The sequence below is a fragment of the Halobacterium sp. DL1 genome (genome assembly GCA_000230955.3).
GTDB lineage: Archaea > Halobacteriota > Halobacteria > Halobacteriales > Halobacteriaceae > Halobacterium.
The window spans coordinates 1388292-1412033 of sequence record CP007060.1; the positions used below are offsets into that span (position 1 = coordinate 1388292).

24 protein-coding genes are annotated in these 23742 nt (G+C 67.6%); 11 read left to right on the top strand and 13 right to left on the bottom strand.

Going from position 1 to position 23742, the window contains the following annotated elements; translation table 11 throughout:
* Window positions 1-61 precede the first annotated feature (61 nt).
* Window positions 62-2161 carry a phosphoribosylformylglycinamidine synthase gene (locus HALDL1_08780; GenBank protein ID AHG03682.1) on the top strand — a complete coding sequence of 700 codons (2100 nt, stop codon included), beginning with the start codon at window positions 62-64 and terminating at the stop codon, window positions 2159-2161.
* On the opposite strand, the gene HALDL1_08785 is transcribed toward HALDL1_08780, so the two are convergent.
* The gene (locus HALDL1_08785) at window positions 2158-2430 is read right to left on the bottom strand and encodes a hypothetical protein (GenBank protein AHG03683.1); all 273 of its coding nucleotides are present in this window, start codon (window positions 2428-2430) and stop codon (window positions 2158-2160) included. The genes HALDL1_08780 and HALDL1_08785 overlap by 4 nt on opposite strands.
* Before the next feature lie 26 nt (window positions 2431-2456).
* Between HALDL1_08785 and HALDL1_08790 the strand changes: the two genes are divergently transcribed.
* Window positions 2457-3266: an imidazole glycerol phosphate synthase gene (locus HALDL1_08790; protein AHG03684.1), complete on the top strand. Its 810-nt coding sequence runs from the start codon at window positions 2457-2459 to the stop codon at window positions 3264-3266.
* A 46-nt stretch (window positions 3267-3312) separates the two neighbouring features.
* Window positions 3313-3714, top strand: a complete 402-nt coding sequence (locus tag HALDL1_08795; protein ID AHG05256.1) for a hypothetical protein — start codon at window positions 3313-3315, stop codon at window positions 3712-3714.
* Here the strand turns inward: HALDL1_08795 and HALDL1_08800 are convergent.
* A complete protein-coding gene (locus HALDL1_08800) occupies window positions 3711-3995 on the bottom strand; it encodes a DNA-directed RNA polymerase subunit L (GenBank protein AHG03685.1) in 285 nt (94 codons plus the stop codon). The genes HALDL1_08795 and HALDL1_08800 overlap by 4 nt on opposite strands.
* Window positions 3996-4142: 147 nt before the next feature.
* Here HALDL1_08800 and HALDL1_08805 point away from each other — a divergent pair, with 147 nt between their 5' ends.
* Window positions 4143-5918: a rhomboid family protein gene (locus HALDL1_08805; protein AHG03686.1), complete on the top strand. Its 1776-nt coding sequence runs from the start codon at window positions 4143-4145 to the stop codon at window positions 5916-5918.
* Here the strand turns inward: HALDL1_08805 and HALDL1_08810 are convergent.
* Window positions 5896-6525 carry an RNA methyltransferase gene (locus tag HALDL1_08810; protein ID AHG03687.1) on the bottom strand — a complete coding sequence of 210 codons (630 nt, stop codon included), beginning with the start codon at window positions 6523-6525 and terminating at the stop codon, window positions 5896-5898. The two genes, HALDL1_08805 and HALDL1_08810, sit on opposite strands and share 23 nt — an antisense overlap.
* Before the next feature lie 51 nt (window positions 6526-6576).
* Window positions 6577-6963, bottom strand: coding sequence for a hypothetical protein (locus HALDL1_08815; GenBank protein ID AHG03688.1), 387 nt, complete (start codon window positions 6961-6963; stop codon window positions 6577-6579).
* A 104-nt stretch (window positions 6964-7067) separates the two neighbouring features.
* Here HALDL1_08815 and HALDL1_08820 point away from each other — a divergent pair, with 104 nt between their 5' ends.
* A complete protein-coding gene (locus tag HALDL1_08820; GenBank protein AHG05257.1) occupies window positions 7068-8234 on the top strand; it encodes a hypothetical protein in 1167 nt (388 codons plus the stop codon).
* A 35-nt stretch (window positions 8235-8269) separates the two neighbouring features.
* On the opposite strand, the gene HALDL1_08825 is transcribed toward HALDL1_08820, so the two are convergent.
* Window positions 8270-9307, bottom strand: coding sequence for a diphthamide biosynthesis protein (locus HALDL1_08825; protein ID AHG03689.1), 1038 nt, complete (start codon window positions 9305-9307; stop codon window positions 8270-8272).
* 152 nt (window positions 9308-9459) lie between these two features.
* Between HALDL1_08825 and HALDL1_08830 the strand changes: the two genes are divergently transcribed.
* Together HALDL1_08830 and HALDL1_08835 are read left to right on the top strand one after the other, a co-directional pair.
* Window positions 9460-10008 carry a hypothetical protein gene (locus HALDL1_08830; protein AHG03690.1) on the top strand — a complete coding sequence of 183 codons (549 nt, stop codon included), beginning with the start codon at window positions 9460-9462 and terminating at the stop codon, window positions 10006-10008.
* A gap of 117 nt (window positions 10009-10125) precedes the next feature.
* Window positions 10126-10524 (top strand): hypothetical protein, encoded by a 399-nt coding sequence (locus HALDL1_08835; GenBank protein ID AHG03691.1) that lies wholly within the window; start codon window positions 10126-10128, stop codon window positions 10522-10524.
* On the opposite strand, the gene HALDL1_08840 is transcribed toward HALDL1_08835, so the two are convergent.
* Window positions 10515-11162, bottom strand: coding sequence for a bacteriocin (locus tag HALDL1_08840; GenBank protein ID AHG03692.1), 648 nt, complete (start codon window positions 11160-11162; stop codon window positions 10515-10517). The genes HALDL1_08835 and HALDL1_08840 overlap by 10 nt on opposite strands.
* Window positions 11163-11241: 79 nt before the next feature.
* On the opposite strand from HALDL1_08840, the gene HALDL1_08845 reads away from it, so the two are divergent.
* The 3 genes from HALDL1_08845 to HALDL1_08855 all read left to right on the top strand — a co-directional run bounded on the left by HALDL1_08845 (window position 11242) and on the right by HALDL1_08855 (window position 14469).
* On the top strand, window positions 11242-12081 hold the full coding sequence (locus tag HALDL1_08845; GenBank protein ID AHG03693.1) for a beta-lactamase: 840 nt from the start codon (window positions 11242-11244) through the stop codon (window positions 12079-12081).
* Between the two features lie 79 nt (window positions 12082-12160).
* Window positions 12161-13495: a hypothetical protein gene (locus tag HALDL1_08850; GenBank protein ID AHG03694.1), complete on the top strand. Its 1335-nt coding sequence runs from the start codon at window positions 12161-12163 to the stop codon at window positions 13493-13495.
* Window positions 13496-13560: 65 nt separating this feature from the next.
* Complete coding sequence (locus HALDL1_08855; GenBank protein AHG03695.1) at window positions 13561-14469, top strand: hypothetical protein; 909 nt, start codon at window positions 13561-13563, stop codon at window positions 14467-14469.
* 65 nt (window positions 14470-14534) lie between these two features.
* On the opposite strand, the gene HALDL1_08860 is transcribed toward HALDL1_08855, so the two are convergent.
* Together HALDL1_08860 and HALDL1_08865 are read right to left on the bottom strand one after the other, a co-directional pair.
* On the bottom strand, window positions 14535-15701 hold the full coding sequence (locus HALDL1_08860) for a permease (GenBank protein AHG03696.1): 1167 nt from the start codon (window positions 15699-15701) through the stop codon (window positions 14535-14537).
* 260 nt (window positions 15702-15961) lie between these two features.
* Window positions 15962-17416 (bottom strand): HTTM domain protein, encoded by a 1455-nt coding sequence (locus tag HALDL1_08865; GenBank protein ID AHG03697.1) that lies wholly within the window; start codon window positions 17414-17416, stop codon window positions 15962-15964.
* A 102-nt stretch (window positions 17417-17518) separates the two neighbouring features.
* Between HALDL1_08865 and HALDL1_08870 the strand changes: the two genes are divergently transcribed.
* On the top strand, window positions 17519-18343 hold the full coding sequence (locus HALDL1_08870; protein ID AHG03698.1) for a methyltransferase type 11: 825 nt from the start codon (window positions 17519-17521) through the stop codon (window positions 18341-18343).
* Between the two features lie 285 nt (window positions 18344-18628).
* On the opposite strand, the gene HALDL1_08875 is transcribed toward HALDL1_08870, so the two are convergent.
* The 5 genes from HALDL1_08875 to HALDL1_08895 form a co-directional block, all read right to left on the bottom strand.
* Window positions 18629-19681 carry a XerC/D integrase gene (locus tag HALDL1_08875; GenBank protein ID AHG03699.1) on the bottom strand — a complete coding sequence of 351 codons (1053 nt, stop codon included), beginning with the start codon at window positions 19679-19681 and terminating at the stop codon, window positions 18629-18631.
* Window positions 19678-20055, bottom strand: coding sequence for a hypothetical protein (locus HALDL1_08880; GenBank protein ID AHG03700.1), 378 nt, complete (start codon window positions 20053-20055; stop codon window positions 19678-19680). The genes HALDL1_08875 and HALDL1_08880 overlap by 4 nt, the downstream gene beginning before the upstream one ends.
* Window positions 20056-20983: 928 nt before the next feature.
* Window positions 20984-22027, bottom strand: a complete 1044-nt coding sequence (locus HALDL1_08885; GenBank protein AHG03701.1) for a sulfate transporter — start codon at window positions 22025-22027, stop codon at window positions 20984-20986.
* Window positions 22028-22031: 4 nt separating this feature from the next.
* Window positions 22032-22841 (bottom strand): sulfate ABC transporter permease, encoded by an 810-nt coding sequence (locus tag HALDL1_08890; protein ID AHG03702.1) that lies wholly within the window; start codon window positions 22839-22841, stop codon window positions 22032-22034.
* Window positions 22816-23718 (bottom strand): ABC transporter substrate-binding protein, encoded by a 903-nt coding sequence (locus tag HALDL1_08895; GenBank protein AHG03703.1) that lies wholly within the window; start codon window positions 23716-23718, stop codon window positions 22816-22818. Before HALDL1_08895 ends, HALDL1_08890 begins: the two co-directional genes overlap by 26 nt.
* Between the last annotated feature and the right edge of the window lie 24 nt (window positions 23719-23742).

Sequence of the window (23742 nt, forward strand, 5' to 3'; positions counted from 1 at the left end):
GGAGTTGCACGAGCGTGCACATAGAAACGACTAAACTCACGCAGAAGAACCAAGAAGGTGAATGCCACTCGCCGACTCGGACCGCCGTCTGGTCGAAGCCGAACTCGGCCGCGACCCCACGCCCGCGGAGGTCGCGCTCTTCGAGAACCTCTGGAGCGAACACTGCGCGTACCGCTCCTCGCGCCCGCTGCTGTCTGCCTTCGACAGCGAGAGCGAGGACGTCGTCGTCGGCCCCGGAGACGACGCCGCGGTCGTCTCGGTGACCGACGACCTCTATCTCACGTTCGGCGTCGAGAGCCACAACCACCCCTCCTACGTCGACCCGTACGACGGCGCTGCGACCGGCGTCGGCGGCATCGTCCGGGACACGCTTTCGATGGGCGCCTACCCCATCGCGCTCGCGGACAGCCTCTACTTCGGGGGCTTCGACCGCGAGCACTCCCGCTACCTCCTGGAGGGCGTCGTGGAGGGAATCAGCGACTACGGCAACGCCATCGGCGTGCCGACGGTCGCCGGCTCCACGCAGTTCCACGACGGCTACGAGGGGAACCCGCTGGTCAACGTCGCCTGCGTCGGGCTGCTCCACGCCGACCGCCTCGTCACGGCCGCGGCCAAGGAACCGGGGAACAAACTCGTGCTCGTCGGCAACGGGACGGGACGCGACGGCCTCGGCGGCGCGAGTTTCGCCAGCGAGGACCTCGCGGAGGACGCCGAGACGGAGGACCGGCCCGCTGTCCAGGTCGGCGACCCGTACACGGAGAAACTCCTCATCGAAGCCAACGAGACGCTACTCGACCGCGACCTCGTCGTCGCCGCCCGCGACCTGGGCGCGGCGGGCCTCGGCGGCGCGTCCTCCGAGATGGTCGCCCAGGGCGACCTCGGCGCGCGCATCGACCTGAACGCCGTCCACCAGCGCGAACCGAACATGAACGCCCTCGAGATCCTCCTCGCGGAGTCCCAGGAGCGCATGTGCTACGAGGTCCGCCCGGATGACGTCGACGCCGTCCGCGAGGTCGCCGAACGCTACGACCTCGGCTGCTCGGTCATCGGCGACGTGACTGAGGGGAACTACGTCTGTGAGTTCGGCGGGGAGACAGTCGTCGACGCGCCCGCCGAGTTCCTCGCCGACGGCGCGCCGATGAACGACCTCGCTCGCGAGGACCCGCCGGTACCCGAGACCGACCTCCCGGAGGTCCCGCTCGGCGAGGCGTTCGACGCCGTGCTCGGGAGTCCGAACACCGCGAGCAAGCGCTGGGTGTACCGCCAGTACGACCACGAGGTCGGCAACCGGACGCTCCGGCGACCCGGCGAGGACGGCGCGCTGCTCGCGCTCCACGAAGCTGAGGAAGAGACCGCCGTCGCGCTCTCCGCGGGCGCGAACCCGAACTGGACCGACACGGACCCGTACCGTGGTGCGTACGCAACCGCCGTCGAGAACGCGACAAACCTCGCCGCGGCGGGCGCGCGACCGCTCGCAGCGGTCGACTGCCTGAACGGCGGCAACCCGGAGAAGCCCGCCGTCTACGGCGGCTTCGCGGCCGCAGTGGACGGCCTCGCGGACGGCTGCCGCGACCTCTCGGTCCCCGTCGTCGGCGGCAACGTCAGCCTCTACAACGACTCCGTCGCTGGTCCCGTGCCGCCGACGCCGACGCTCGCGATGCTCGGCGTCCGCGAGGGCTACGACGCGCCTGGGAGCGCGGTCAGCGGCGACGGCGAACTCGTCCTCGTCGGCGGCCACGACGACACGCTCGGTGGCTCCGAGTACCTCGCGCAGTTCGACGGCAGCGACACGTTCCCCGACGTCGACGACGCGGGAGTCGCGGCGGTCCGCAGGGCAGCTACCCACGACGCCACGCTCGCCGTCCACGACGTGAGCGACGGCGGCCTCGCGGTCACGCTCGCGGAGATGGTGACCGGGGACGCTGGCGTCGATGCAGACGTCCCGAGCATCGACGCGCTGTTCTCGGAGGCGCCCGGCCGGGCCGTCGTGGAGACGACGGACGCCGACGCGCTCGCGGACGAGGTCGCGGTGCCGGTCGTCTCACTCGGAACGGCGACCGAAGACGGAGGGCTGTCGCTGTCCGTCGGCGACGCTGGCGTCGAGTACGACTTCGAGGAGATCGTGGCTGCTCGTGACGTGCTCGCCCGCGAACTGGACTAGGCCAGCGTCGGGAGGACGTACGCCACCGCGACGCCGACCAGCAGGACGAGGAAACCGACGAGAATCTTCCCCTTTGAGTACGCCTGCATCGGAGACGTGACGCGCTGGTCCGCCTCGCCGCCCTCGTGGGCGTCGGGGTCGTGGGCCGTCCCTGGAGCGTCGCCGTGCGTATCGTCGTGGTCTGCGGTCATGCGCGACGCTTCGAACGGGCCGTACTTGGCAGTACCGAACCAGGCGCCGCGGGCGCGGTGCGGACAGACGAAACCCATATTCGGTGTTCGCGCCAAGCGACGGTATGCTCACCAAGCGCGTCGTGCCCTGCATCGACGTGGACATCGACGACGACGGGAACGCCGCGGTGTACACCGGCGTCAACTTCGAGGACCTCGAGTACACCGGCGACCCGGTGGAGATGGCCAAGCGGTACAACGAGTCGGGCGCCGACGAGTTCGTCTTCCTCGACATCACGGCGAGTTCGGACGGCCGCGAGACGATGCTCGACACCGTCTCCCGGGTCGCCGACGAGGTGTTCATCCCGCTCACCGTCGGCGGCGGCATCCGCGACACCGAGGACATCAAGGAAACGCTGCGGGCGGGCGCCGACAAGGTGTCTATCAACACCGGCGCGCTCGAACGCCCGGAACTCATCACCGAGGGCGCGAAGGCGTTCGGGAGCCAGTGCATCGTCATCAGCGTCGACGCGAAGCGCCGCTTCGACGATCGCGGCGAGCAGTACGAGCAGGTGGACGGCGAGTCCTGCTGGTTCGAGTGCATGGTGAAGGGCGGCACTGAAGGGACGGGCGTCGACGCGCTGGAGTGGGTTGCGGAGGCCGAGGAGCGCGGGGCCGGCGAACTGTTCGTCAACTCCATCGACGCCGACGGGACGAAGGAGGGGTACGACCTGCCGCTGACGGGCGCCGTCTGCGACACCGTCTCGACGCCCGTCATCGCGTCCTCGGGCTGCGGGTCGCCCCAGCACATGGTCGACGCCTTCGACGCCGGCGCGGACGCTGCGCTTGCGGCGTCCATCTTCCACTTTGGCGACTACACCGTCGAGGAGACGAAGCAGTACCTCGACGAACACGGCGTCCCGGTTCGCCATTGAACCCATCGGCGAACCACTTATGGTTTTGGTGGTAAATAGTGACAGTATGTCACACTTCCGTACGTCGGGGCCGCCCGACACCGACCCGGGAGAATGTCCGGCGAACGGCCCCCTCGAACCGGGGCGGTCCGTCGTGGAGGCCGTCGAGTGCAACACGGCCAGGTTCGTCGACTTGACGGGAACGTCCGGGGGTGTGGTCCCGACATACCTCGTGTTGACGGGCGCCGAACGCGCGAACGTGTCGCTGTCGGGGACCGAGGTCTACGCGTTGCCGGAGATACAGAACGCACTCGCGTACTTCGGTCCGGAGACGAACAGCGTCCGCGTCCACACCTGTCCGGAGCGTCGAACGCTACTGAACGAACACGTCGCGGCGTTGACCGACGGCGGGGAGTCCACCGTCGAGTTCGCCGACCGGACGTTCGACCTGGACGTCGTCCTCGGCTAGACCGCGGCCTCGAAAATGTCCGCGAAGTCTCGTAGTTCGTCGCCCGTACGGTTCGCCGCGGACTGCAGCGCGTCCAGCGGGTCCGTGTCCTCGTCAGTCTTGATGGTGAGCAGCGGCTCGGTCTGCCCGCCGGACTGCTCGGGGTTGACGTCGTAGGAGGCGGCCTCCACGCCGTCGGTCTCCAGCAGCGCACCCTTCAGCACGTTCATGAACGTGTGGTTCTCCCCGGCGATCTCGATAGTGAGTTCCGCGTCGCCCTTCTCGATGACCCGCAGATCCATACCCCGTGATTCGGAACTGCGGCGTTTCAACGTTTCGAAGCCCTGATTGGACGAAGCACGGTCCGGCCAGCTGACGGACCGGCGGCCGTTCCCGGCGGAACTCGCGGACGCCACTGCTTTATTCTCCCGCGCCAAGGCACCACCTGTATGAACGTCTCCCCGCTGGTGGTGGTCGCCGGCACGGCCCTCGTGGCCCTCGCAGTGCTGGCGGTCGTCTCCCGCTTCCGCCAGTTCTCGCTGCGCTCGTACGGCGTGCCGATTGCCGTACTGGCCGGTGTGGTCGTCGCGGTCGCCACCGGCACCCTGAACGTCTGGCGGGGGACCGCGTGGGTCGGCGTCGTCGTCTTCCTGGGTTCCCTGGTCGTGGTACTGTCGAGCGGTGAGGGCCGCGCGTTCTGGCAGCGCGTGCGCTCCCGGCTCCTCTTCGGGGTGCCGTGGGGGACGCTGGTCGTCACCGGAGCCATCGTCTGCTTCTACCTGTTCGTGCAGTTCGGCGCCCGCGGCACCGGGTCGCCGCTCGTCATCCCGTTCGTCTCCTGGTCGTACTTCTACCCGCTGGGCGTCCTGACCGCGCCGCTGGCCCACGCGAGCCTCGGTCACGTCACGAGCAACCTCGTCGGCACGCTCGTCCTCGCACCGGTCGTCGAGTACGCAGTCTCGCACTACCCCACCGAGCGGGGAACCACGTCGTTCGGGTCGTGGCGGACGAACCCGTACGTCCGCGCGTTCGTGCTCTTTCCCCTGGGTGTCGCCATCATCTCCCTGCTCACGGGCCTGTTCTCGTGGGGGGCGACGATCGGCTTCTCCGGCGTCGTCTTCGCGTTCGCCGGCTTCGCGCTCGTCCGCTACCCGCTCGCGACGGTCGTCGCCGTCGCCGCCCGGGACGTGGTCTCCCTGCTGTGGTCGGTGCTCCAGAACCCTATCTCGTTCGCGTCCGTCTCGCCGTCGTTCTCACCGCCGTGGTGGGCGGGCATCTCTGTGCAGGGGCACCTGTTCGGATTCCTCGTCGGCGCGGTGCTGGCGGCGGTCCTGCTCTCCCGCCGGGAGGAGCGCCCGTCGGCCGCTCGCGTCTGGTTCGGGTCGGTCGTCCTCGCGACGTCGCTGTCGCTGTGGGCGGTGTGGTGGTACGGTCAGAGCGTCGACTACGTCCTCTACCGGTCACTCGGCGTACTGCTCGTCGTTGGGCTCGCGCTCACACTGACCGCCGCAGTGCGCGCCGACGAGACGACCATCGCGCGCGACCTCACCGGGCGGAGGGCGGCGGTGCTGTTGCTGTTGCTGCCCGTCGTCACGATGTCGATGGCCGCGGTCCCCATCAACCTCACCACCGTCGAAGACTCGTCGCTGGCCGGCGACCCCGTCGAGATCCGGGGCTACGAGGTGACCTACGCGGAGGACGTGCAGAACGAGCGGGTGGCGTCCGTCCAGTTGCCGTTCTTCGCGCAGGCGACGAACGTCTCCGCGAGCGGCGTCATCGTCGCCAGCGACAGCCGCACCATCTGGACGGAGCGCGTGAGCGCCGGCGAACTCGCGTTCTTCGGCGACAGTTCGGTGACGGTCGGGGGCATCGGCTGGGAGGAGACCGTCTGGGCGCACCGCCGCGGCTGGGTGCCCCGTGGTGGCAGCCCCGTCTACAACGTCTACCTCGAACCGCCGGGCGCGGACTGGCGGCCGGTGTTCGCCTCCAGCAGTTCCACCGCCGACCCCGTCGTCGCGGACCGACAGGTGCGCATCGACGCCGAGACCGGTCGGTTCACTCTGGAAGTAGTGCGCAACGACTCCGTGCTGGGAACGGCGCGGATTCCGCCGGTCAACGAGTCGACGAGCGCCGGCGGTCTGACGTTCCGCCGGCAGGAGGCGAGACTGCTCGCCGAGCGGGGGAACACGACCGTGACGGTGGCTACTCGCGAGACCTACGAGTAGCCCACTCGACCCTGAACGCCTCGACGTCGAGTGTCTCCCGCTCGCTCGTGTGGAAGTCGAACTGGCGGTCGACGTCGAACTCGGCGGCGAACGCGTGGGTGAGTTCGCCGCCCCTGTCGGTAGCGAAGGACTCGACGAACGCCCTACTCCCGCTATTGTGGATGGAGTAGGAGACGTCGGCGACGTCCGCCGCCGCGGCGAGGAACTCACGGTCGGCGTGGCGCTGGCCCGCTTGAGCGCCGAAGGGTGGATTCATCACGACGGTGTCGACGCTCGATAGCGGTGGGCGCGTCGCGTCGCCGAGCAGCCAGTCGACGGCCACGCCGGGGTCGACTCGCTCCTCGTTCTCGCGTGCGACAGCGAGTGCTTCCGGGTCTCGTTCGATTGCGATGACTCGCTCGGGACTCCGCGTCGCGGCGCCGAGCGCGAGCATCCCCGTTCCCGTGCCGAGGTCCGCGACGGAGCGGCCGGCGACGTCGCCGTGGAGGTCCGCGAGGTGGAGGAGGTGGGCGGCGATGTCCGCGGGCGTGGGGTACTGTTCGAGCGCGGCGCTCGGGTTCCGGAACCCTTCGACGGCCGATAGTCGACGTTCGAGCGCGCGCTTCACGACGGAGGCGAGGAGACGACGGGCGAAGAAACCTGCGTTAGAACCGGGCAGTCAGTCGAGTGCGAGGCCGTCGACGTCGAGGCTGACGCCGTCGCGGTGGGCGCGTTCGGCGACCGCCGAGAGCGCGGGACGGGCCTTCTCGGGGCACTCGACGGCGTCGACGTCGACCGTGAGCTGGTTCGCGCCGATGAACGCGGCCGCGTCGACGATGTCCCGGAGGCGGTCGGCCTCGCGCTGGGTGGCGAGCGAGCAGTCCTCCTCGAAGCGTACCTCGGCCGTAACCTCTGCGGGGACGTACCCCTCGCGTGCGAGTTCAGCCGCCAGCGTTCGGAGGTCGTCCCGCGACACGTCTGCGATGGTCGTCGCCTCGACGGCGACTGGGGTTCGCTCGATGGGGCGACAGCCTTCGACGGTGTCGGAACGGGGCGTGGTGCTCATGGAACTACATACATAGCGGAAATACAAAAACCTTTGCAGATGCTCAGTAGTAATACCTCATTGCACAACGTTATCCGTTGCCACGTCTCTTTCTCGCAAGGAACATGCCAGCTGGGGACCCGAGCGGGCCGGAGGACGGCTCGGTGCTCGTATTACACGTCGACGACGAGCCCGATTTCGCCGACCTCGTGGCGGAGTTCCTCGAACGGGAGGACGACCGCCTCGAGGTAGCCACGGCCACGAACGCCGACGACGGACTCGACGCGCTGGCAGAGCGGCCGGTCGACTGCGTCGTCTCGGACTACGACATGCCCGGGACCGACGGGATCGAATTCCTGGAGGGCGTCCGCGAGGCGTTTCCCGAGCTCCCGTTCGTGCTGTTCACGGGGAAGGGCAGCGAGGAGGTGGCCAGCGACGCCATCTCCGCAGGCGCCACGGACTACCTCCAGAAAGAACGCGGCACCGACCAGTACGCCCTGCTCGCGAACCGCGTGCGCAACGCCGTCGAGAAGCGCCGCTCCCAGAGCGCGCTCGCCGAGCGCAACCGCCGACTCGAGACGCTCGTCAGCAACCTCCCGGGTGTGGTCTACCGGTGCCGGAACGAACCCGAGTGGCCAATGGAGTTCGTCGGCGGCGAGTGCGAGGAACTGACCGGCTACCCAGCCGAGACCATCGAATCCGGCGACGTGGTCTGGGGCGAGGAAGTCCTCCACTCCGAGGACGCAGAGCCAGTCTGGGCCGAGGTCCAGTCCGCGCTGGAGCGCCGCGAACCGTTCGAGGTCACGTACCGCATCCACACCGCGGACGGCGAGCGACGAACCGTCTGGGAGCGCGGCCGCGGCATTTTCGAGGACGACGAACTCGTCGCACTCGAGGGATTCATCACCGACATCACGAACCGTCAGCGGCGGAAGCAGGAGCTCGAACGGAAGAACGCGCGCCTGGAGGTGCTCTTCGAGAACTCCCCGGATCTGATAGTGGTCCACAACGAGACCGGAATCATCGTCGAGGCGAACCGGCGGTTCCGCGACGAACTCGGCTACACCCAGGCGGAGGTGGTCGGGATGGCCGTCTGGGACATCGCCGTCGACGCGACCGAGGAGGGTGTGCGGGAGATCGAGCGGGAGACCGGGGTCGGCGACCTCCAGCGGTTCGAGTCGACGTACGAGCGCACCGACGGGGACCGGTTTTCGGTCGTCAACCACCTGACTCGACTCGACTTGAACGGCCGAGAGCGATACGTCGCCATCGGTCGCCTCGCGGACCACTGAGGAGTCCACAGAACGACTCTGGAGTGGACTGTCGCCTACCAGGTGCCGTGGAACGTGTCGAAGGAGAGTTCGTCGAGGGGCTTGTTGCCGACCGCAATCTCGTACTCGCCGGGCGTGAGCATCGGCTGCTTGAACTGCGGGCCGTCGTCGGTCGTGATGCGCGGACAGCCAGTGTTGACGTAGGCGTCCATCCCGAAGTTCGTGAGTCGGTCCGGGGTGACCTCGTCCATCGTGATGAGGTAGGCGTTCTCGTTGTTCTCCACGATCTCGTTGGCCTGGTCCCAGCGACCCTGGCCGATCTTCGTGCAGAAGATGACGCCCCACGTCTCGGCGTCCATCGCCTTGTGGACGGAGGCGTAGCGCTGCTTGAGGAACTTCTCGGTGTCCGCTATCGAGACCGAGTTGTTGACGGGGTCGGCGATGACGACCGTCTTCTCGGGGTGTTCCATCGCGAGGCCGAGCGGGTGGAACTTGCCGCCGCCGACGTACAGCACCTGGTCGGCGTCGATGTCCGCGCTCGCGTAGTTGCAGCCCAGGACCTGCCCCTCGTTGGTGAGGCGGTCGTCGCCGCGGCGCGTGTGGACGTCGAAGCCGCGCTCCTCGAGGTACTCTCGCATCTCGTCGAAGCGGTTCATGTGCTGGGCGGTCGTGACGAGGCCGACGTCGCCCTCCTCGAGTTCGTCGAGGGACTGCTCCATGATGGGTTCGACCTCGACGTTCGAGAACAGCGGCACGTAGATGATCTTCTCGGACTCCTTCATGGGGGAGTGCCCGAAGTGGACGAAGACGTCCGTCCGCCGCATCATGTAGGTGTCGAGGTCGCAGGCGCCGTAACACGGCTGCCCGGAGATGAGGATGCGCACGTCGTCGGGGAGCAACTGCCTGAGGTCGTCGGCGACGGCCGGCCCGCGTCGCTTCAGCCCCTCCGGGAACTGGAGCCCCACCTTCTCCGCGCCGCGTTCCTCGACCTCCTCGACGATGCGGTCGAGTTCGTAGTCCCACGTCCGGTCGTGTTTCAGGGAGAGGCCAGTCTTCCGGAGGTCTCCCGCCGAACGCGTCTCTTCGTGGCTCATTGCTCACCGGTACAGGCTTCGCTCGTTTAACCCCGGCGGTTCCCCGAAGCGCCCAGAGCAGGTGCGCGAACCACTCACAGGCGCGTTCTGGGTTCGCACACTAGAGCGGACTCCGGGGGACCTTATGCGCGGTCAGCACGTACTGTGTCAGCATGGCGCGAACAACCTCGCCGTGGTGGCTGCGGCTCTCGCTGTGGTTTGCGGCGACGCGACTCGGAACCTGGGTGTTGTCACGGACGCTCCCCCGCGTCGACCGCGTCCTCTCGAGCGTCTCCGGCGGTCGGCTCTCCATCGCCAGGCTGCTGTCGGCGCTCGGCGCACCGGTCGTGGAACTGACAACAGTCGGCACGAAGACGGGGAAGCGCCGCAGCGTCCCCGTGCTGGGCTTTCGGGACGGCAGGAAGTGGGTCGTGGTCGCGTCTAACTGGGGACGCGACCGACAGCCCGCCTGGTACCACAACCTGCGAGCCAGGCCGGACGTCGAGCTGTCCTTCGGTGGCGAGACGGAGCAGTACGTCGCTAGCGAAGTGACCGGGGCGAAACGGGCCGCGTACTGGAGCCGCCTCGAAGCGCTGAATCCCGGTCTCGAAGCGTACCAGGAGCGCTCGGGGGACCGCGACATCCCGGTCGTCGTCCTCACTCCCAAGCCGATGGCCCAGGCGAGGACGGCCCCGGGAGGTCGAGTCAGCGCAACTCAGTAACCGTCCGCGGTGGCGGTGTGTGTCGTCGTCCGTCTCCGTGAGCGGCTCGCGAGACCCTCGGCGACGGTCACCCCCGGTTCCGGCAGGTTGAAAGACCGGCGGCCCCAACCCGGAACCATGAGTGTCGATTCCGACGCCGCGGCCGCGACCGAGACGACGGACGCAGAGGCGCTCGCGCGCCAACTCGGCGAGGCGATCACCGAACTCCCCGAGTACCAGGACTTCGAGGAGGCCAAACGCGAGGTCGAGACGAGCGAGGAGGTCCAGGAGCGTATCGGCGAGTTCGAGGAGATCCGCCAGGAGTTCATGCTCGCCCGCCAGACGGGCGACGCGACCCAGGAGGACATCGAGCGCGTCCAGGAGGCCCAGGCCCACCTCCACGACCACCCCGCGATGGCGGAGTACCTCGACGCCCAGGACGCCGTCCAGGAGACCTTCGAGGAGCTCAACGACGTCATCTCCGAACCGCTCGACGTGGACTTCGTCGGCGAGTCCGGCGCCTGCTGTCAGGACTGACGGTCGACCGCTTCTCGCGAGAGATTCCGCATCGCTCGGCGCAACCGCTCCGAGACCGACTGTTCTGAGACGCCCAGTTCCTCGGCGACTGCAGCGAGCGACGCGTCCCGTGGCACCTCGAGGTACCCCGTTTCGAGGGCGAGTTCGAGGGCCTCCGACTGGGCCTCCGTGAGACAGGACTGGTTCGGCGCGTCGGGCTCGTCGTAGATACTCTGGACCGTGAACTCGACCGCCGCTTCGTCGGCCTGGGCCTGGAACTCGCGGAGCGCGTCCCGGTCCGGGAACCGCACTCTGTTGTGCCACTCGCCGCCGCTGGCGCCGACGTTGAGCTGGGCGGCACCGACCTCCAGCCAGCGGTTGTACATCTGGACCTCCACGTCCTCCGCGACCCGGTACCGGTAGAGGCGTCGTCCCTCGAAGTCCTCGAGCAGCGCGACGTCCGTGACTGTCGGGTCCGCGCGGATGGCGTCGTCGAAGGTCTCGAGGTCGCCGCCAGTCGCCCAGAGCATCGTGACGACGTCCTCCGGCGGCACCCCGTCGACGGACTCGACGCTGATGGCGACGTCCGGCGCGCGTCTCATCGTGTCGGTCAGGACGAGCCGCGGGGACCTGAGCGTGAACTCCACGATGATACTCATCACCCGACACACGCAGGCCGTCGGGAAAATTCCTGGCTTTCCCCGGAACGCTTAGGGACGCGCCGGCTGACCCTCCGGTATGGTACACTCCGACTGGGGCGACTGGCTGCCCGAGGCCATCGCCGACGCCGACCCCGAGGGAGTAGCGGTCTGGTATCTCGGCTGCAACGGCTTCGTGCTGAAAGGCAGCGGCGGGACGACGCTGTTCGTCGACCCCTACTTCGGCACGGGCGACCCGCCGCGGACGGTTCGGATGGTCCCCGTTCCGATGAACCCGCGGGACGTCACGGAGGCTGACGCCGTCTTCGCCACCCACGAGCACTCCGACCACGTCCACGGCCCGAGTCAGGCGCCGATACTCGCGGAGACCGGCGCGACGTACTACGGTCCCGACGACTCCGTCGCGCTGGCCCGCGACGAAGAGGAGTGGCACGACCGGTACGCCGTCCAGGCCGACCAGTACGAGGAAGTCGCGGAGGGCGACACCGTCGAAGTCGGCGAGTTCACGGTCCACGTGGAGTTCGCACACGACCCCGACGCGACCCACCCGGTTTCCTACGTCTTCGAGCACGACGCGGGTACCGTCTTCCACGGCGGGGACACGAAGCCGAGCGAGGAACTCGAGCGCGTGGGCGAAGCCTACGACATCGACCTCGGCATCCTCGCGTTCGGCTCCGTCGGCCAGATTCCGGACAAGCAGACCCGCGAACCGAAGCGCACGCGCTGGTACAGCGACGAGAACCAGGTCGTCGAGGCCGCGAGCGCGCTCCAGTTCGACCGGCTGCTCCCCTCGCACTGGGACATGTGGAAGGGGTTGACCGCGGACCCGACGGCGCTCCACCACCACGTCCGGAGTTTCACGTACCCCCGGCGCCTCGAGGTCGCGGAGATCGGGGACCGCGTGGACGTCGAGTCGTGACAGGGAAACTTGCTTTCGAGTCGGCGGGCAATTTAAGTCCTGCCTTGCGTAGGTGGGGGTATGCACGACCAGCGAACGGGTGGTTGCTGTGAGTGACGAGACGGTCGTCGAGAGCGACGGGGTCACTGTGAGCAAGTTCTTCAACGGAGAGGACTTCCCGGTGCCCGCCGTCGCCTTCGACGTCTCCTCCTCACGGGACAGCCCCGTGGAACTGCGAATCGTCGACGAGATACCCGAAGAGTTCGGCATCGACCAGATCGGCTTCCACCCCGAGTACGGGAGCGAGAACTGGACCGCCAGCGGCGACGGCGTCGTCCGCTTCGAGCGCGAGATCGAGGCCGGCGAGACGTTCACCACCGTCTACGGCGTCCGCATGGAGGACGGCCAGGACGAGACACCGTTCCTCTCCGCGCCGACCGTCGAGATCGACGGCGAAGACATCGACGACGTCGTCCCGCCCGAGTCCACCGACGTCGTCCGCGAACTCGCGGGCGGCGAGCGCGACACCGTCCCCGGCCTCGAGGACGACGAGGAACTGGAAGCCGAGGTCGCCGCGAGTTCCGGCGGCATCGACTCCCTGGACGACGACGCCGAAATCCTGGAGGGCGACATCGACCTCGGGTCCGACGACGCGGCCGACGCGGCGGCAGACTCGGACGCCGATGCGGACAAGGACTTCCTCGACGCCGACGACGAGGACCCGGACCCCGTCGAGGCCGGAGAGGAACTCGACCCGGTCGATGGCGGTGAAGACGACGAGAGCGACGTCGGGCTTCCCGACCCCGACGCGCCGAGCGAGACAGCCATCGGCGCGGACGCCGACCCGGTCACCGAGACGGCGAGCCTGGACGAGGAACCTCCGGCCGCTATTGGCTTCGACGCCGGTGACGTCGCCGGCGCACTCGCGGAGGCCATCCGCCAGGACGAGGTCAGCGACGAGGACATGGAGACGCTCGACGAGGCGTTCGGCGGCATCTCGGGCAGCACGGAGGTCGAGATAGAGCACGTCCAGAGCCGCGTCTCCGAACTCGAGGCGTACACGGACGCCCTCGAGGCGTTCCTCGACGATAACGGTCCGGCACAGGACCTGCTGGCGGAACTCGAAGCGGACGTCGGGAGCCTCTCCGAGGACCTCGGTGAACTGGAGGCCAGCGTGGAGAACGCGGCCGACGAGCGGGAGACGCTCCGGGAGCGCGTCGCGGACGTCGAGGCGGAGTTCGACGCCGTCGACGACCTCTCCGACGACCTCGAGCGCCTCCGTGGCGACGTCGAGGCACTCGACGAGCGCGTCGCCGACACCGAGGACGCGGTCTTCGAGATCGGGGACATCGAGGACGACCTCGAGGACCTCGAGGACCACGTCGACGAGATCGAGGAGTGGCGCAACCAGCTGTCGGACGTCTTCGGCACGTAGGCGAACTCGGCCGGGGTATCCCCGGAAGCGGAACCGTTTTTGACGCGCGAGGGCTCTTTCCCACAATGACTACGCCGGTTCGCGTCGCCGTCCCGCGCAAGGGACGGCCGCTGGAAGCCGTTCTCGACCGCCTCGCGGCGTGCGCCGACGCGACGAGCGTCGCGGACAATGTCGTCTCGACGCTGCGCTATGAGAAGGCGCTCGCGAAGGACGAGCAGACCGACGACCGCGGCGTCTACGAGCGCCTCGCCGCGTACAGCGACCCCGACGACCCGAACCGTCCCGACTACACGCTTCTCCGGGACGCGCGCGCCGGGAAACCCCGGCGCATCGCCTTCGACTCGCTCTCTCTCGACGTCGACGGGACGCCGGTTCAGTTGATCGGCCGGGAGGAGCCGTTCCGCGCGCTGCGCACCCACGAGTTCGCGCTCGGCTTCGACAGCGCCGACCTCGTCCTCGAGGAGGTCGTCCAGTTGCGCCCGGAGCCGCTGTCGACCATCGCGGACCTGAACGCCCGAATCGACCCACACGACACCGACGTCCGGGTCGTCTCGGGGCTCGGCGACACCGTCTACCACACGCTGCTGGCGACGCCCGCTGCTGTCCAGTCCGTCGACGCCGACGGACTCGACCGGGAGTTCCTCGCCGCCTACGAGGGCGAGGTCTGTATCAGTCCGCGCTACGAGCGCCTCGTGGAGGCCGTTCTCGGCACGGACGCCACAGAGGGCGTGGAGTTCGTCTACCCCGACGCGGGCCGCGAGGAGGAAGCTGCCGTCGCGGACACCGGCGTCGGCGTCTACCTCACGGTTACTGGTTCTACCGCGCGCGAACACGGTCTCGAGGTGGGCGAGCCGCTGTTCCCAAGCGAGACGGTGCTGATGCAGAACAGCTCCGAAGCCGAGGGCGCCGACGTCGAGGCGGTCCAGCGCGCGCTCACCACCGAACCGTCGGAAACCGCGATTCCGCCGCAGTAGCGACGGACGGGAGAGTTTGGTAGAACAGCGCCACCCACCGACGCTGCCTCGGGTGCTGACATCGGTCACCCAGGCGGCCCATTTTCGCTGTCTGGCCCGGTCGATTCGACGTACTCCGTAGTGGCACCATCTTCGTCGGTGGCAGCCCGTGGCTCGTCCGTGGTTGCAGTCTCCCGGGATTCGGGACGCACGAGCAGCGGGAGGACGTTCACGACGAACTCGACGATGACCACCATCAACAGCGGTGCCAGGAAGATGCCGTACCAGCCGAACAGCACGGGACCGAGCAGGTACGCGAACATCACGAGCCCCATGTGGTAGCGCTCGCCCGACAGCCTCGGTCGGATGTACGTCCGGACGACGTTGTCGAACACCACGCTCATGAAGAGGTAGAACGCGACGGGAATCCAGAGGAGGGACTGGTCTGCGTTGTAGGCACGGAGCCCCAGGAACGCGACGATGAACGCGTACACGACCGAGCGCCCGACGAGCGGCACGAGGGTGAACAGCCCGGTGACGACAGCCAGCAGTAGCGCCGTCGGAATCCGGAGGGGCGCCGGTGCGACGAGATTGAAGACGGTGTAGATGATTGCAGCCAGCACGATGACGGCGAATATCGTGAGAGAGTAGCCGAAGTAGACCGACGTCAGGCCCCGGTCGACGCCGCGGAGGTAGTCGGCGCTCAGTGAATCCGGGCCCAGGACGTTGGTTTCGAACCACCCGGCTAGCCGCCGGTCTTCAGTGAGCAGGAAGAACGCCAGGATGAGCACGAGGGAGACGTTGAACAGCGTCGTCGCCAGCACACCGACCACGACGCCGAACTGGTCGAGCACCGGCGAGACCGCGGGGTTCTGGAGTATCACGACGACGGTCTCGACGGGGTCCGTCGGGAGCTCCGCGACCGAGAACGGGAGGTCCCTGAGGGCGGCCTCGACGGTCTCCGAGGAGAGGAATCTGAGTATCTGTCCCAGCGCGATAGCGAGGAACGCTGCGACGAAGAGGAGGATGGGGACGACGATGAGGAGGAGCGTGAGTACGGCCGCTAGCGACCGCGAGGGGGCGTGGCGCTGGAGTCGGCGCGAGATGGGGCGCGCGACGTAGTAGGTGAACAGCCCGAAGACGATCCAGCCGACGTTCTGGCGTCCGACCCAGACGAGCACCCCGAAGATGACGAGGCCCAGAATCCACCAGGCAATTCCAGGGCGTTGGGGCCGGGTCCCCGCTTCGACCATGTGACTACTACTACTGCGGCGACACAGTTAACCTTTCAGCGCACCAGTACGTTCTGCGAGCGTCGCTGTGGATTCTGCGTCTGGATCACGTCGCACGGCCACGGACACCGGCACGAGGGAGGCTGTGAGCAGGGCCCGCGTGTGTCCCGAAGTAGATATCCGAGCGTGGAGGTTCACGGTCACCCGTTCGCCGCGACCACGGTAACGGTGTCCTCGTTACTATCGACGAGACGTGCGCAGCGCCAGGGGAACAGCGCCACTCAGCCGCTACAGTTCCGTTCGACGAGCAGCACGCGGTTCGTCGGCTCCGGGCCGTCGAGACGCGTCGGCTGGAGGACGGCGTAGACGGAGACGTTCCGGAGTGTGGCGTCGTTGCGGGCGTCCCAGCGCTCGCAGAGGTAGCCAGCGAACTGCGAGGAGAGTTCCGGAGCGTCCGCGCCCTGGAGGTTGGTGAGGTACTTCCGCCAGCGCGCGCTGGGGTACGTCGAGGAGACGTCTGGCGGTTTCTCCCAGTCGAAGCTGCCGCCCTGGAACGCGTCGACGCGCTCACCCGACTCGAGCGTGCCGGGCGCCGTGAACCACGCGTCGGTCCCCAGCGGTGCCGGTGCGAACATGTTCCACCGCGGGCTGGGGTCGCTGTTCACCGGCGCGTCCTGGGGGATGGCCACGAACCCGACGGTCGCAGCGTTCCAGACGAGCACGACCACCAGCACGACGGCGAGTCCGCCGGAGAGCGACCGGTTCCACCACAGCCGAACCGACTCGGGGGGCGTCGGAAGCGAGACCAGCGGCAGCGTCTCACGAAGCCGACGCTCCCACCCGTGGACGGGCAGGTCGCGGAGTACTGGAACTGCGTCCCGACCGGGCAGTCGGTCCCAGACCACGGCCGGGACGAACGGGAGCAACGCCGCGACGGAGATGAGCGGGAAGAGGCCGAGTTGCATCGTGGCGAGCATCCCGAGGTGCATCGCCGCGAACAGCGCGACGAGCGCGGCGCGCAGCCACCCCGTCAGCACGAGCAGGAGGAACGACCCCGCGACCAGCGTTATCCAGAGCTTGTCGAACGCCGCCAGGAGTCCGGGGTACTGGGCGAGCACCTCGCCGAACCCGACGACGAACATGTCGAGGCTGAAGACGTACTCGATGGCCTCGCCGCTCTTCCAGACGTCGCTGCGGAGTTTGAGCGCGGCGTTGACGGAGTAGACGACCACCACCTGCAGGAGCACGCCCGCGGTGGCCACGGACAGCACTCGACCCCGGTGGTTCTCGCTCCGGACGGCGTCGACGGACCACCGCTCGCCGAGCGGGAGGAAGATTGCCCAGAGGAACAGCATCCGGAAGAGGATGTCCCCGCCGTTCAGTACCATCGGGTTCCGGTACTGAAGAGAGACGAGCAACACGCCGGTCACCACGGTCGCGAGCGTCGTCCGGTAGCCGACGAGCATCGCGAGCGCGACGACGGCGGCCAGCACGAACAGCGCTCCCTGGACCCACGCGCTGCCCGACAGCGCGTGGATTGAGAACTGACTGATCTCGGGCCACCGCTCGTACAGCAACGCTGTCGGCAGGACGCCGGCGTCCGTGTAGAACGCGACGAGGCTCCGCGAGCGGAGGGCCAGGTCGGCGAGCACGAGGCTGGCGAGCGCGACGCGGAACGCCGCCAGCGCTCGCTCGTCCGCGCCGAACCGGCTGGCGACTGCGTCCCGGACTGTCACAGTTGGTCCTCCCGTGCACGCCGAATAAGCTTTCCGTGGGCCACCCGGCACCACCGGCCCCGAGTCGGGGCTTTATGCGCGTGGGAGGCGTGCAATCGACGGATGACAGACGCCGACAGCGAGGGCCAACAGCGCTCGACGTACACTTGGTCGGCGGGCCGCTATCCGTCGCTCGCGCCGAACTTCCTGCCGGCCATCGCCCGCGTGGTGAGCGCGGCGGGAATCGACCCCGGGAACCGGGTGCTCGACGTCGGTTGTGGCACGGGGAACGCCGCGCTGACCGCCCGCCGCGCCGGCGCGGAGGTGGTCGGCGTCGACGTCACGCGACCGATGCTCGAACTGGCCCGCGAGGGCGCCGCGCTGGCCGACTACGACGACATCGAGTGGGTCGCGGGGGACGCCGAGGTGCTCCCGTTCCCGGACGGCAGTTTCGACGCCGTGCTCTCGAACTTCGGGCACGTGTTCTCCCCGGAGGCGAGCGTCGCGGGCAGCGAGATGGTCCGGGTCGCGCGCGAGGGCGGCCGGGTGGCGTTCACCGCATGGTCGCCGAACGGCCTAGTCGGGGCGCTTACCGACGTCCTCGACGACCACGTGGCCCACGAGAACCACGACCCGTGGGCCCACCTCCGCTGGGGGAAGCCGGGGTTCGTCCGGGAGCAACTGGGTGAACACTGCGAACTCTCTGTGCAGCGCCGCATCGCCCGCTTCCGGTACGTCTCCCCGCAGCACTTCTGGCGGGAGTTCGCCGAGGAGTCGGGGCCACTGTCGCCGGCGCTCAGACAGCTAGAGGAGCAGGACGCCCGGGAAGCACTCCGCAGGGACGCGCTCGCGACGCTCGACGAGTGGTTCGCGGACAACGCGGTCCGCGTCGAGTACCTCCAGGTCCGTGGCATCGTCGGCGGCGCCACGAGAGCGGACCGCGATTAAGCTGACCGTCGGGGCCACCTTTCGCTGCTAGCTCCTCGTGACGAACGTTTCTCAAGCCAATTCCTCGTTCCTCGCTCCCCGCCCCATCGAGATCGGGTGCTCTGAGCGCTCCACGGTCGATGCAGTCGACGGACACTGACGAAATCGCCCGTAGCCATGCGATAGAACGCCTCTGCAGGTGGATTGAGGTGCCGCTATCAGTTCTGAGAATACCTTCAGTGAAGGGGTCCAGTCAGGCACCGAGTTGATATAGCAGGATACAGTTTACGAGTCTGCCACGCGACGCTACGACAGGGAGTAGATGTTAGATAAGTATACTTTACGGACCCTGTCTCCCCAGTTGTGAGTGTACGTGTCGATGATGTCGTCCGCCACGTCTCCGCGGAGATATTTCACGACGCCGCGGTCTCCGGTTCGGTCCCGGAGGTGAGTCGTGAAGAAGTGTCGGAAGTAGTGGGGCGTGACGTTCTCCGCGGCGTCACCGCCCGTTCGGTACCAACCCGCTGCCTCGGCGTGTCGGCGCACCATTGAGCGCACCATCTCCGGCGTCAGGCGCTCTCCCCACGCGTCTCGCGTGCTCACGAACAGCGGCTCGGCCTCCGATGTGGCGTCGGGCCGTATTGCCAGCCACCGGACGAGAGCGGCTTTCAGCTCCCCGTCGACGGGAACGAGCGTCGCGCGCTTGCGCTTGTTCGACGCAGTCCGTTCTTCGCCGTTGACTGTCTCGCCGCGGCTCATCGCCGGATCGACGAACAGCGTGTCGGGTCGACCGTCGAGTTGTCCCCGGGTTCCGAGGTCGTAGGAACCCTCGACCGCCGGCGTGGCCAGTGAGACGTCGCGAACGTCGAGGTTGCAGAGTTCGCCGACCCGCAGCCCTGTCTTCAGGAGCGCCACAATCACGGCGCGCTCTAGCGGGTGGGTGATATCGGCGACGAACTCCCGCATTCGCTCGACGGAGACCTCGCGGCGCGTCGGGTCGGTGTCGATGGCTTCGTCCATCTCCTGCATCACGAGCGCCATCGGGTTGGCGTCGAACGTCCCGACCTGGGTCATGTAGCTGTAGAAGCGGTTGAGGTAGGAGGCGTACGTGGCGACGGTACTCTCGGCGTGCTCGCCGCGGAGTTCGTGCACCCACGCGAGGCAGTCCCGGCGGTCCGCCTCCGCGGCCGTCGTGTCGAACTCCGTCAGGAACGCCTCGAACTCCTGGAGGACGCGGCCGTAGGCCTCCCGCGTCCGCTCGGACTTCCCGTGGTAGCCCATGTCCTCGAGGAAGTACTCGACCGGGTCCTCCGTGTCGGCGTCACCGCGGTCGGCAGCGGCCGATGCTTCACCGCTCATGCGTCCTCCTGGAGCACGAAGCCGTCACGGCGCGGGTCGAAGCGAATCTCGCCCGCCTCTGACAGCGCCTGGACCGTCTCGTCGAGTCGGTCCTCGAAGTCTCCGGACAGTTCGTCGACGAGCTGGTCCCACGAGACGACCCCCTCCGCAGAGAGGGTCGCGAGGACCCGGTCTTCGAGGCCCTGACCCCTGGGGTCTGACCCCTCAGAACCACCTTCCTCGCGGTCGGTCAGGAACCCTCGTCGCCCGGCCTGTACCATCGACCGGAGGAACTCGCTGAGGGACATGTCCATCTCCTCTGCATGCGTCACCCACTGCTCCTTCTGGTGGGCTGGCACGTACGTCTTCACGACTGCTCGGTCGTCACCGGCCATGGACCACCGATTCGAGGCCGCCTCCTTCAATGTTCCCTTCTCCGTGGATAAAGACCCTTATCCAGGAACTGGGCGCTACCATTTGGTGTTATGTAGTACCAGATTCGCCGATACAGTGGATGGAAAACACTGCCTTGGATGATAAGTGGATTTCCTATGTGGTGCTCCATAGAAGGATAAACTCTTCTGTCTGTTCGGCGGTTCGAGTCGGTTCGCCCCGTTCAGTTCCAGGCACACCAGTAGAATGCCCACCAGACTTGATCCGTCAAGCAACTCTCAATCCCGATTGGCGAGGCAATTGCGACGGATGCTCTGGGCTAGTGGAACTAGCTATCGCCGAGTGGGTCGAGGAGGGTTCGTAGTTCGGTTGACCAGGTCAGTCTACCATGCCGTTCTCCGGAAACCCGAACGACCGCACACTCGCTTCTCGGCTCGGACGGCTGGTGGAGCACCCTCACACCCCAACAGGCAGTGAACTGGGGCCTGGATAGTTCGGACCCACAACACAGAGTACACCGGGCGCACTGAGTCCTTTCGCTCAGCGGCACAGCTAGTGTGTCGAATGTGGTTCTCCTAGCCCGTTTCCTATAGGGTGAGCGGCTTCAGCAGCGGAGGAACGCAGCATGAATCGCATCGAGTGATATCGAAGGAGAATCGGAAGCCACTCTCGTGCGCTGGCTCGTTGGGCGCGCATCGCAGTCGACGAGTGGAGCCCCGAACTGATTCGGGGGTGAATGCCTCGATTTATGGGATTCTCGAATTTTGAAATCGTGTGTCGAGGCAGTCGCGCTGTCCGAACAGCAACTCGTAAACTGTATGCTGCGATACGAAGGCCTCGGTGGATTTTCTTCTTCGTTTTGGTCGAAAACCAACACGCAGCGACCTACGGAAACGGAGACGACGAGGTCCAGCAACCCGTTGGTTGGGGTTACTCGCTCAGCACGTGGATCGCGTCCGGAGGGAGCATCGCGCGAACGACGGACTCGGGTTCGACGTGCACCTGTTCGAAGGTCGCCGGTTGGAGCGATGCGACGAGCGAGAGGTCCGTGCCGTCGACGTCCACGAGGACCCGGTGTTCGTCGCCCTCGTTCAGGTGGCGGCGAACCGTTCCGGCGAGCGCGTTCTCGTCGGCGGTTTCGGTCGCCGAGGCGTCCCGCAGTTGGACCCGAGACGGACGGACGCAGACGCTGACGGATTTCCCAACCGAACTGTCGGCCCGTGCTCGGAGGGTTTGTTCGCCCACGGCGAGTGTGAGCGAATCGCCGTTCTGTTCGAGCACTGTCGCGTCGAAGACGTTCTCGCTCCCGGTGAACCGGGCGACGAACTCGGAGTCCGGACGGTCGAGGATGGTCTGTGGTGGACCGACCTGTTGGATACTCCCGTCCCGGATGACCGCGATGCGGTCGCCGAGCACCGTGGCCGCGCGCTGGTCGTGGGTCACGTAGATCGTCGGAATCTCCAGCGACCGGAAGAGGTCGTGCAGTTCGTCGCGCAGGCGGCGACGAATCGGCGTGTCGAGACTAGACAGCGGCTCGTCGAGCAACAGGACCTCGGGGTCCGCAGCGAGTGCCCGGGCGAGTGCGACGCGCTGGCGTTCGCCACCTGAGAGGGCAGACGGTCGGCGGTCAAGAACGTCCTCGATTTCGAGAGTCGCGGCGAGGGCACCTGTCCGGTCACCATCTGTCGCGGCGTACTCGACGTTCTCCCGCGCGGTCATGTGCGGGAACAGCGCGCCGTCCTGAAACACCAGTCCCACGCCGCGGTCCTCGAGTGGGCGACCGACGAGTGGCCGTCCGTTCAGTGAGATGTCGCCAGCGTCGGGAGTGGCGATGCCGGCAATCGTCGAGAGCAGCGTCGTCTTCCCGCTCCCCGAGGGCCCCAGCAACGAGAGCACCTCGTCGCCGACCGTGAGGTCGACAGGCCCGAAGTCGAAGTCGCCGTAGGATTTTGCGAGTCCAGTTATGTTTAGCATCGAGTCACTCCAGTGGATTGGTTCCGAGGACGTCGAGGACGACGAGCGTTCCGACGGCGATACCGACGAGGATGACCGCGACGGGGAACGCGTTCTCAAGGCCGAGTGTCGTGAACGACACCCAGATCTGGACCGGCATCGTCCGCGGGTAGTACGCGAGCATGATGGTCGCGCCGAACTCGCCCATCGCCCGGGCGAACGCGAGGGTGACGCCGGCCAGAATCCCCGGCCACGCGAGCGGGAGGGTGACGCGTCGGAACGTGGTGAACCTGCGCTTGCCGAGCGAGCGCGAGGCGTGTTCGAGGCTCCGGTCGACGCTCTCGATGGCCGCCTTCGCGGTGACGACGACGAACGGCGACGCGACGAACGTCTGCGCGAGGACGACGCCCGCCAGCGAACGCGTCAGCGGGAATCCGCTGGCCCCGGCCGCACCCCCGAGCAGCGTGTTCGGCCCGACGACGGTCAACAGCACCATCCCGCTGACGACCGGCGGCAACACCAGGGGGAGGACGACGACGGCGGTGACGACCGTCGGTAACCGACCGTCGGTGCGCGCGAGCCAGTACGCCAGCGGGAGGCCGAACACGGTGGCGATGACCGTGCTCGCGCTGGCGCCGAGCAGCGACGTCCGGGCCGCCGCGAGCACTTCGGGGTCGTCCAGTCGAGCGAGGACGGCGCCGGGTGGCTGGCTCGCGACGAGTGCCAGCAGCGGCAGGAGGTAGTAACAGAGCAACACCGCACCGAGGACGAACGCGACCGAGAGCCAATCGAACCGTCCGGCGACGGACTCAGTTCGCGACGTTCTCGGGAACATTGCCGGTGTAGCGTGGGTAGTCCTGGGGCACCACGAAGCCGTACTCTCGGAGGTACTGTCCCGTCGTCTGTTCGCCGAACACGTCGACCACTGCGGTCGATTCGCGGCGAGCGGTCGACCCGTAACTGATGGGGGCGCCCGTGACGACCGTCCCGCCCGGAAGTTCGTAGGACACCGACGCGTACCGGTCCGCGTACTCGGGCGTGCTCAGGTCGATTTCGGGGGGTAACTCGACGTAGTCGTAGCCCCGCTCGACAGCCATGCTCCGGTACGCGACGGCCGCGTTGACCGACCCCGTCTCGAACTGACTGACGAGTTGCGTCTCCGGGTAGACCTGCCCGCGGCGTGGAATCGTCTTCCGGAGGTTCTCTGTCGTTCCGTAGTACTCCGTGGCCAGTTCGAGCACGAACAGCGTCCGGTAGCCGAGCGGGTCCAGGTCCGGGTCGGTCCGGCCGAGCGCGACGTCGCCCTCGAGCAGCGGCCGGTACCACCGGTCGGGCCCCGCCTCGGCGATGCGCTGCCCGCCGTCGGTGTCCTGGTTGTAGGCGAGGACCACCGAGTTAGTCGCGAACTCCGCGTACCAGTCGGGTTCCATCGGGCCGTCGAACAGCGCGACGTCAGCGACCGACACGATGTCGGGGTCTTTCTGGCCCTCCGCGACGAGGCGAGCGACTTCGGCGGAGCCACGCGCCTCGACTTGCAGGTTCGCGTCGACGGCCGGCCGGAGCCCGTTCTCGAGGGCGTTGTTGAGGCTCCCGGCAGCCAGCAGGGACACAGTCGGCCCCGGGTCGCCGGCCAGCGCAGAGCACCCCGCGAGCGCTCCCGCGCCGGCGGTGAGACCGGCGATGACGTCCCGGCGACCGAGCGTGCGCGCCATGCGTGTATACACAGACGGTTTCCG

Bases quoted from the DNA above. Each gene is read 5' to 3' on its own strand.
- HALDL1_08870 (AHG03698.1), top strand. From the start codon at position 17,519: ATGACAGACGCCGACAGCGAGGGCCAACAGCGCTCGACGTACACTTGG.
- HALDL1_08845 (AHG03693.1), top strand. From the start codon at position 11,242: ATGGTACACTCCGACTGGGGCGACTGGCTGCCCGAGGCCATCGCCGAC.
- HALDL1_08805 (AHG03686.1), top strand. From the start codon at position 4,143: ATGAACGTCTCCCCGCTGGTGGTGGTCGCCGGCACGGCCCTCGTGGCC.
- HALDL1_08835 (AHG03691.1), top strand. From the start codon at position 10,126: ATGAGTGTCGATTCCGACGCCGCGGCCGCGACCGAGACGACGGACGCA.
- HALDL1_08880 (AHG03700.1), bottom strand. From the start codon at position 20,055: ATGGCCGGTGACGACCGAGCAGTCGTGAAGACGTACGTGCCAGCCCAC.
- HALDL1_08885 (AHG03701.1), bottom strand. From the start codon at position 22,027: ATGCTAAACATAACTGGACTCGCAAAATCCTACGGCGACTTCGACTTC.
- HALDL1_08860 (AHG03696.1), bottom strand. From the start codon at position 15,701: ATGGTCGAAGCGGGGACCCGGCCCCAACGCCCTGGAATTGCCTGGTGG.
- HALDL1_08875 (AHG03699.1), bottom strand. From the start codon at position 19,681: ATGAGCGGTGAAGCATCGGCCGCTGCCGACCGCGGTGACGCCGACACG.
- HALDL1_08840 (AHG03692.1), bottom strand. From the start codon at position 11,162: ATGAGTATCATCGTGGAGTTCACGCTCAGGTCCCCGCGGCTCGTCCTG.
- HALDL1_08890 (AHG03702.1), bottom strand. From the start codon at position 22,841: ATGTTCCCGAGAACGTCGCGAACTGAGTCCGTCGCCGGACGGTTCGAT.
- HALDL1_08830 (AHG03690.1), top strand. From the start codon at position 9,460: ATGGCGCGAACAACCTCGCCGTGGTGGCTGCGGCTCTCGCTGTGGTTT.
- HALDL1_08780 (AHG03682.1), top strand. From the start codon at position 62: ATGCCACTCGCCGACTCGGACCGCCGTCTGGTCGAAGCCGAACTCGGC.
- HALDL1_08795 (AHG05256.1), top strand. From the start codon at position 3,313: ATGTCACACTTCCGTACGTCGGGGCCGCCCGACACCGACCCGGGAGAA.
- HALDL1_08895 (AHG03703.1), bottom strand. From the start codon at position 23,718: ATGGCGCGCACGCTCGGTCGCCGGGACGTCATCGCCGGTCTCACCGCC.
- HALDL1_08790 (AHG03684.1), top strand. From the start codon at position 2,457: ATGCTCACCAAGCGCGTCGTGCCCTGCATCGACGTGGACATCGACGAC.
- HALDL1_08800 (AHG03685.1), bottom strand. From the start codon at position 3,995: ATGGATCTGCGGGTCATCGAGAAGGGCGACGCGGAACTCACTATCGAG.
- HALDL1_08785 (AHG03683.1), bottom strand. From the start codon at position 2,430: ATGGGTTTCGTCTGTCCGCACCGCGCCCGCGGCGCCTGGTTCGGTACT.
- HALDL1_08820 (AHG05257.1), top strand. From the start codon at position 7,068: ATGCCAGCTGGGGACCCGAGCGGGCCGGAGGACGGCTCGGTGCTCGTA.
- HALDL1_08815 (AHG03688.1), bottom strand. From the start codon at position 6,963: ATGAGCACCACGCCCCGTTCCGACACCGTCGAAGGCTGTCGCCCCATC.
- HALDL1_08825 (AHG03689.1), bottom strand. From the start codon at position 9,307: ATGAGCCACGAAGAGACGCGTTCGGCGGGAGACCTCCGGAAGACTGGC.
- HALDL1_08855 (AHG03695.1), top strand. From the start codon at position 13,561: ATGACTACGCCGGTTCGCGTCGCCGTCCCGCGCAAGGGACGGCCGCTG.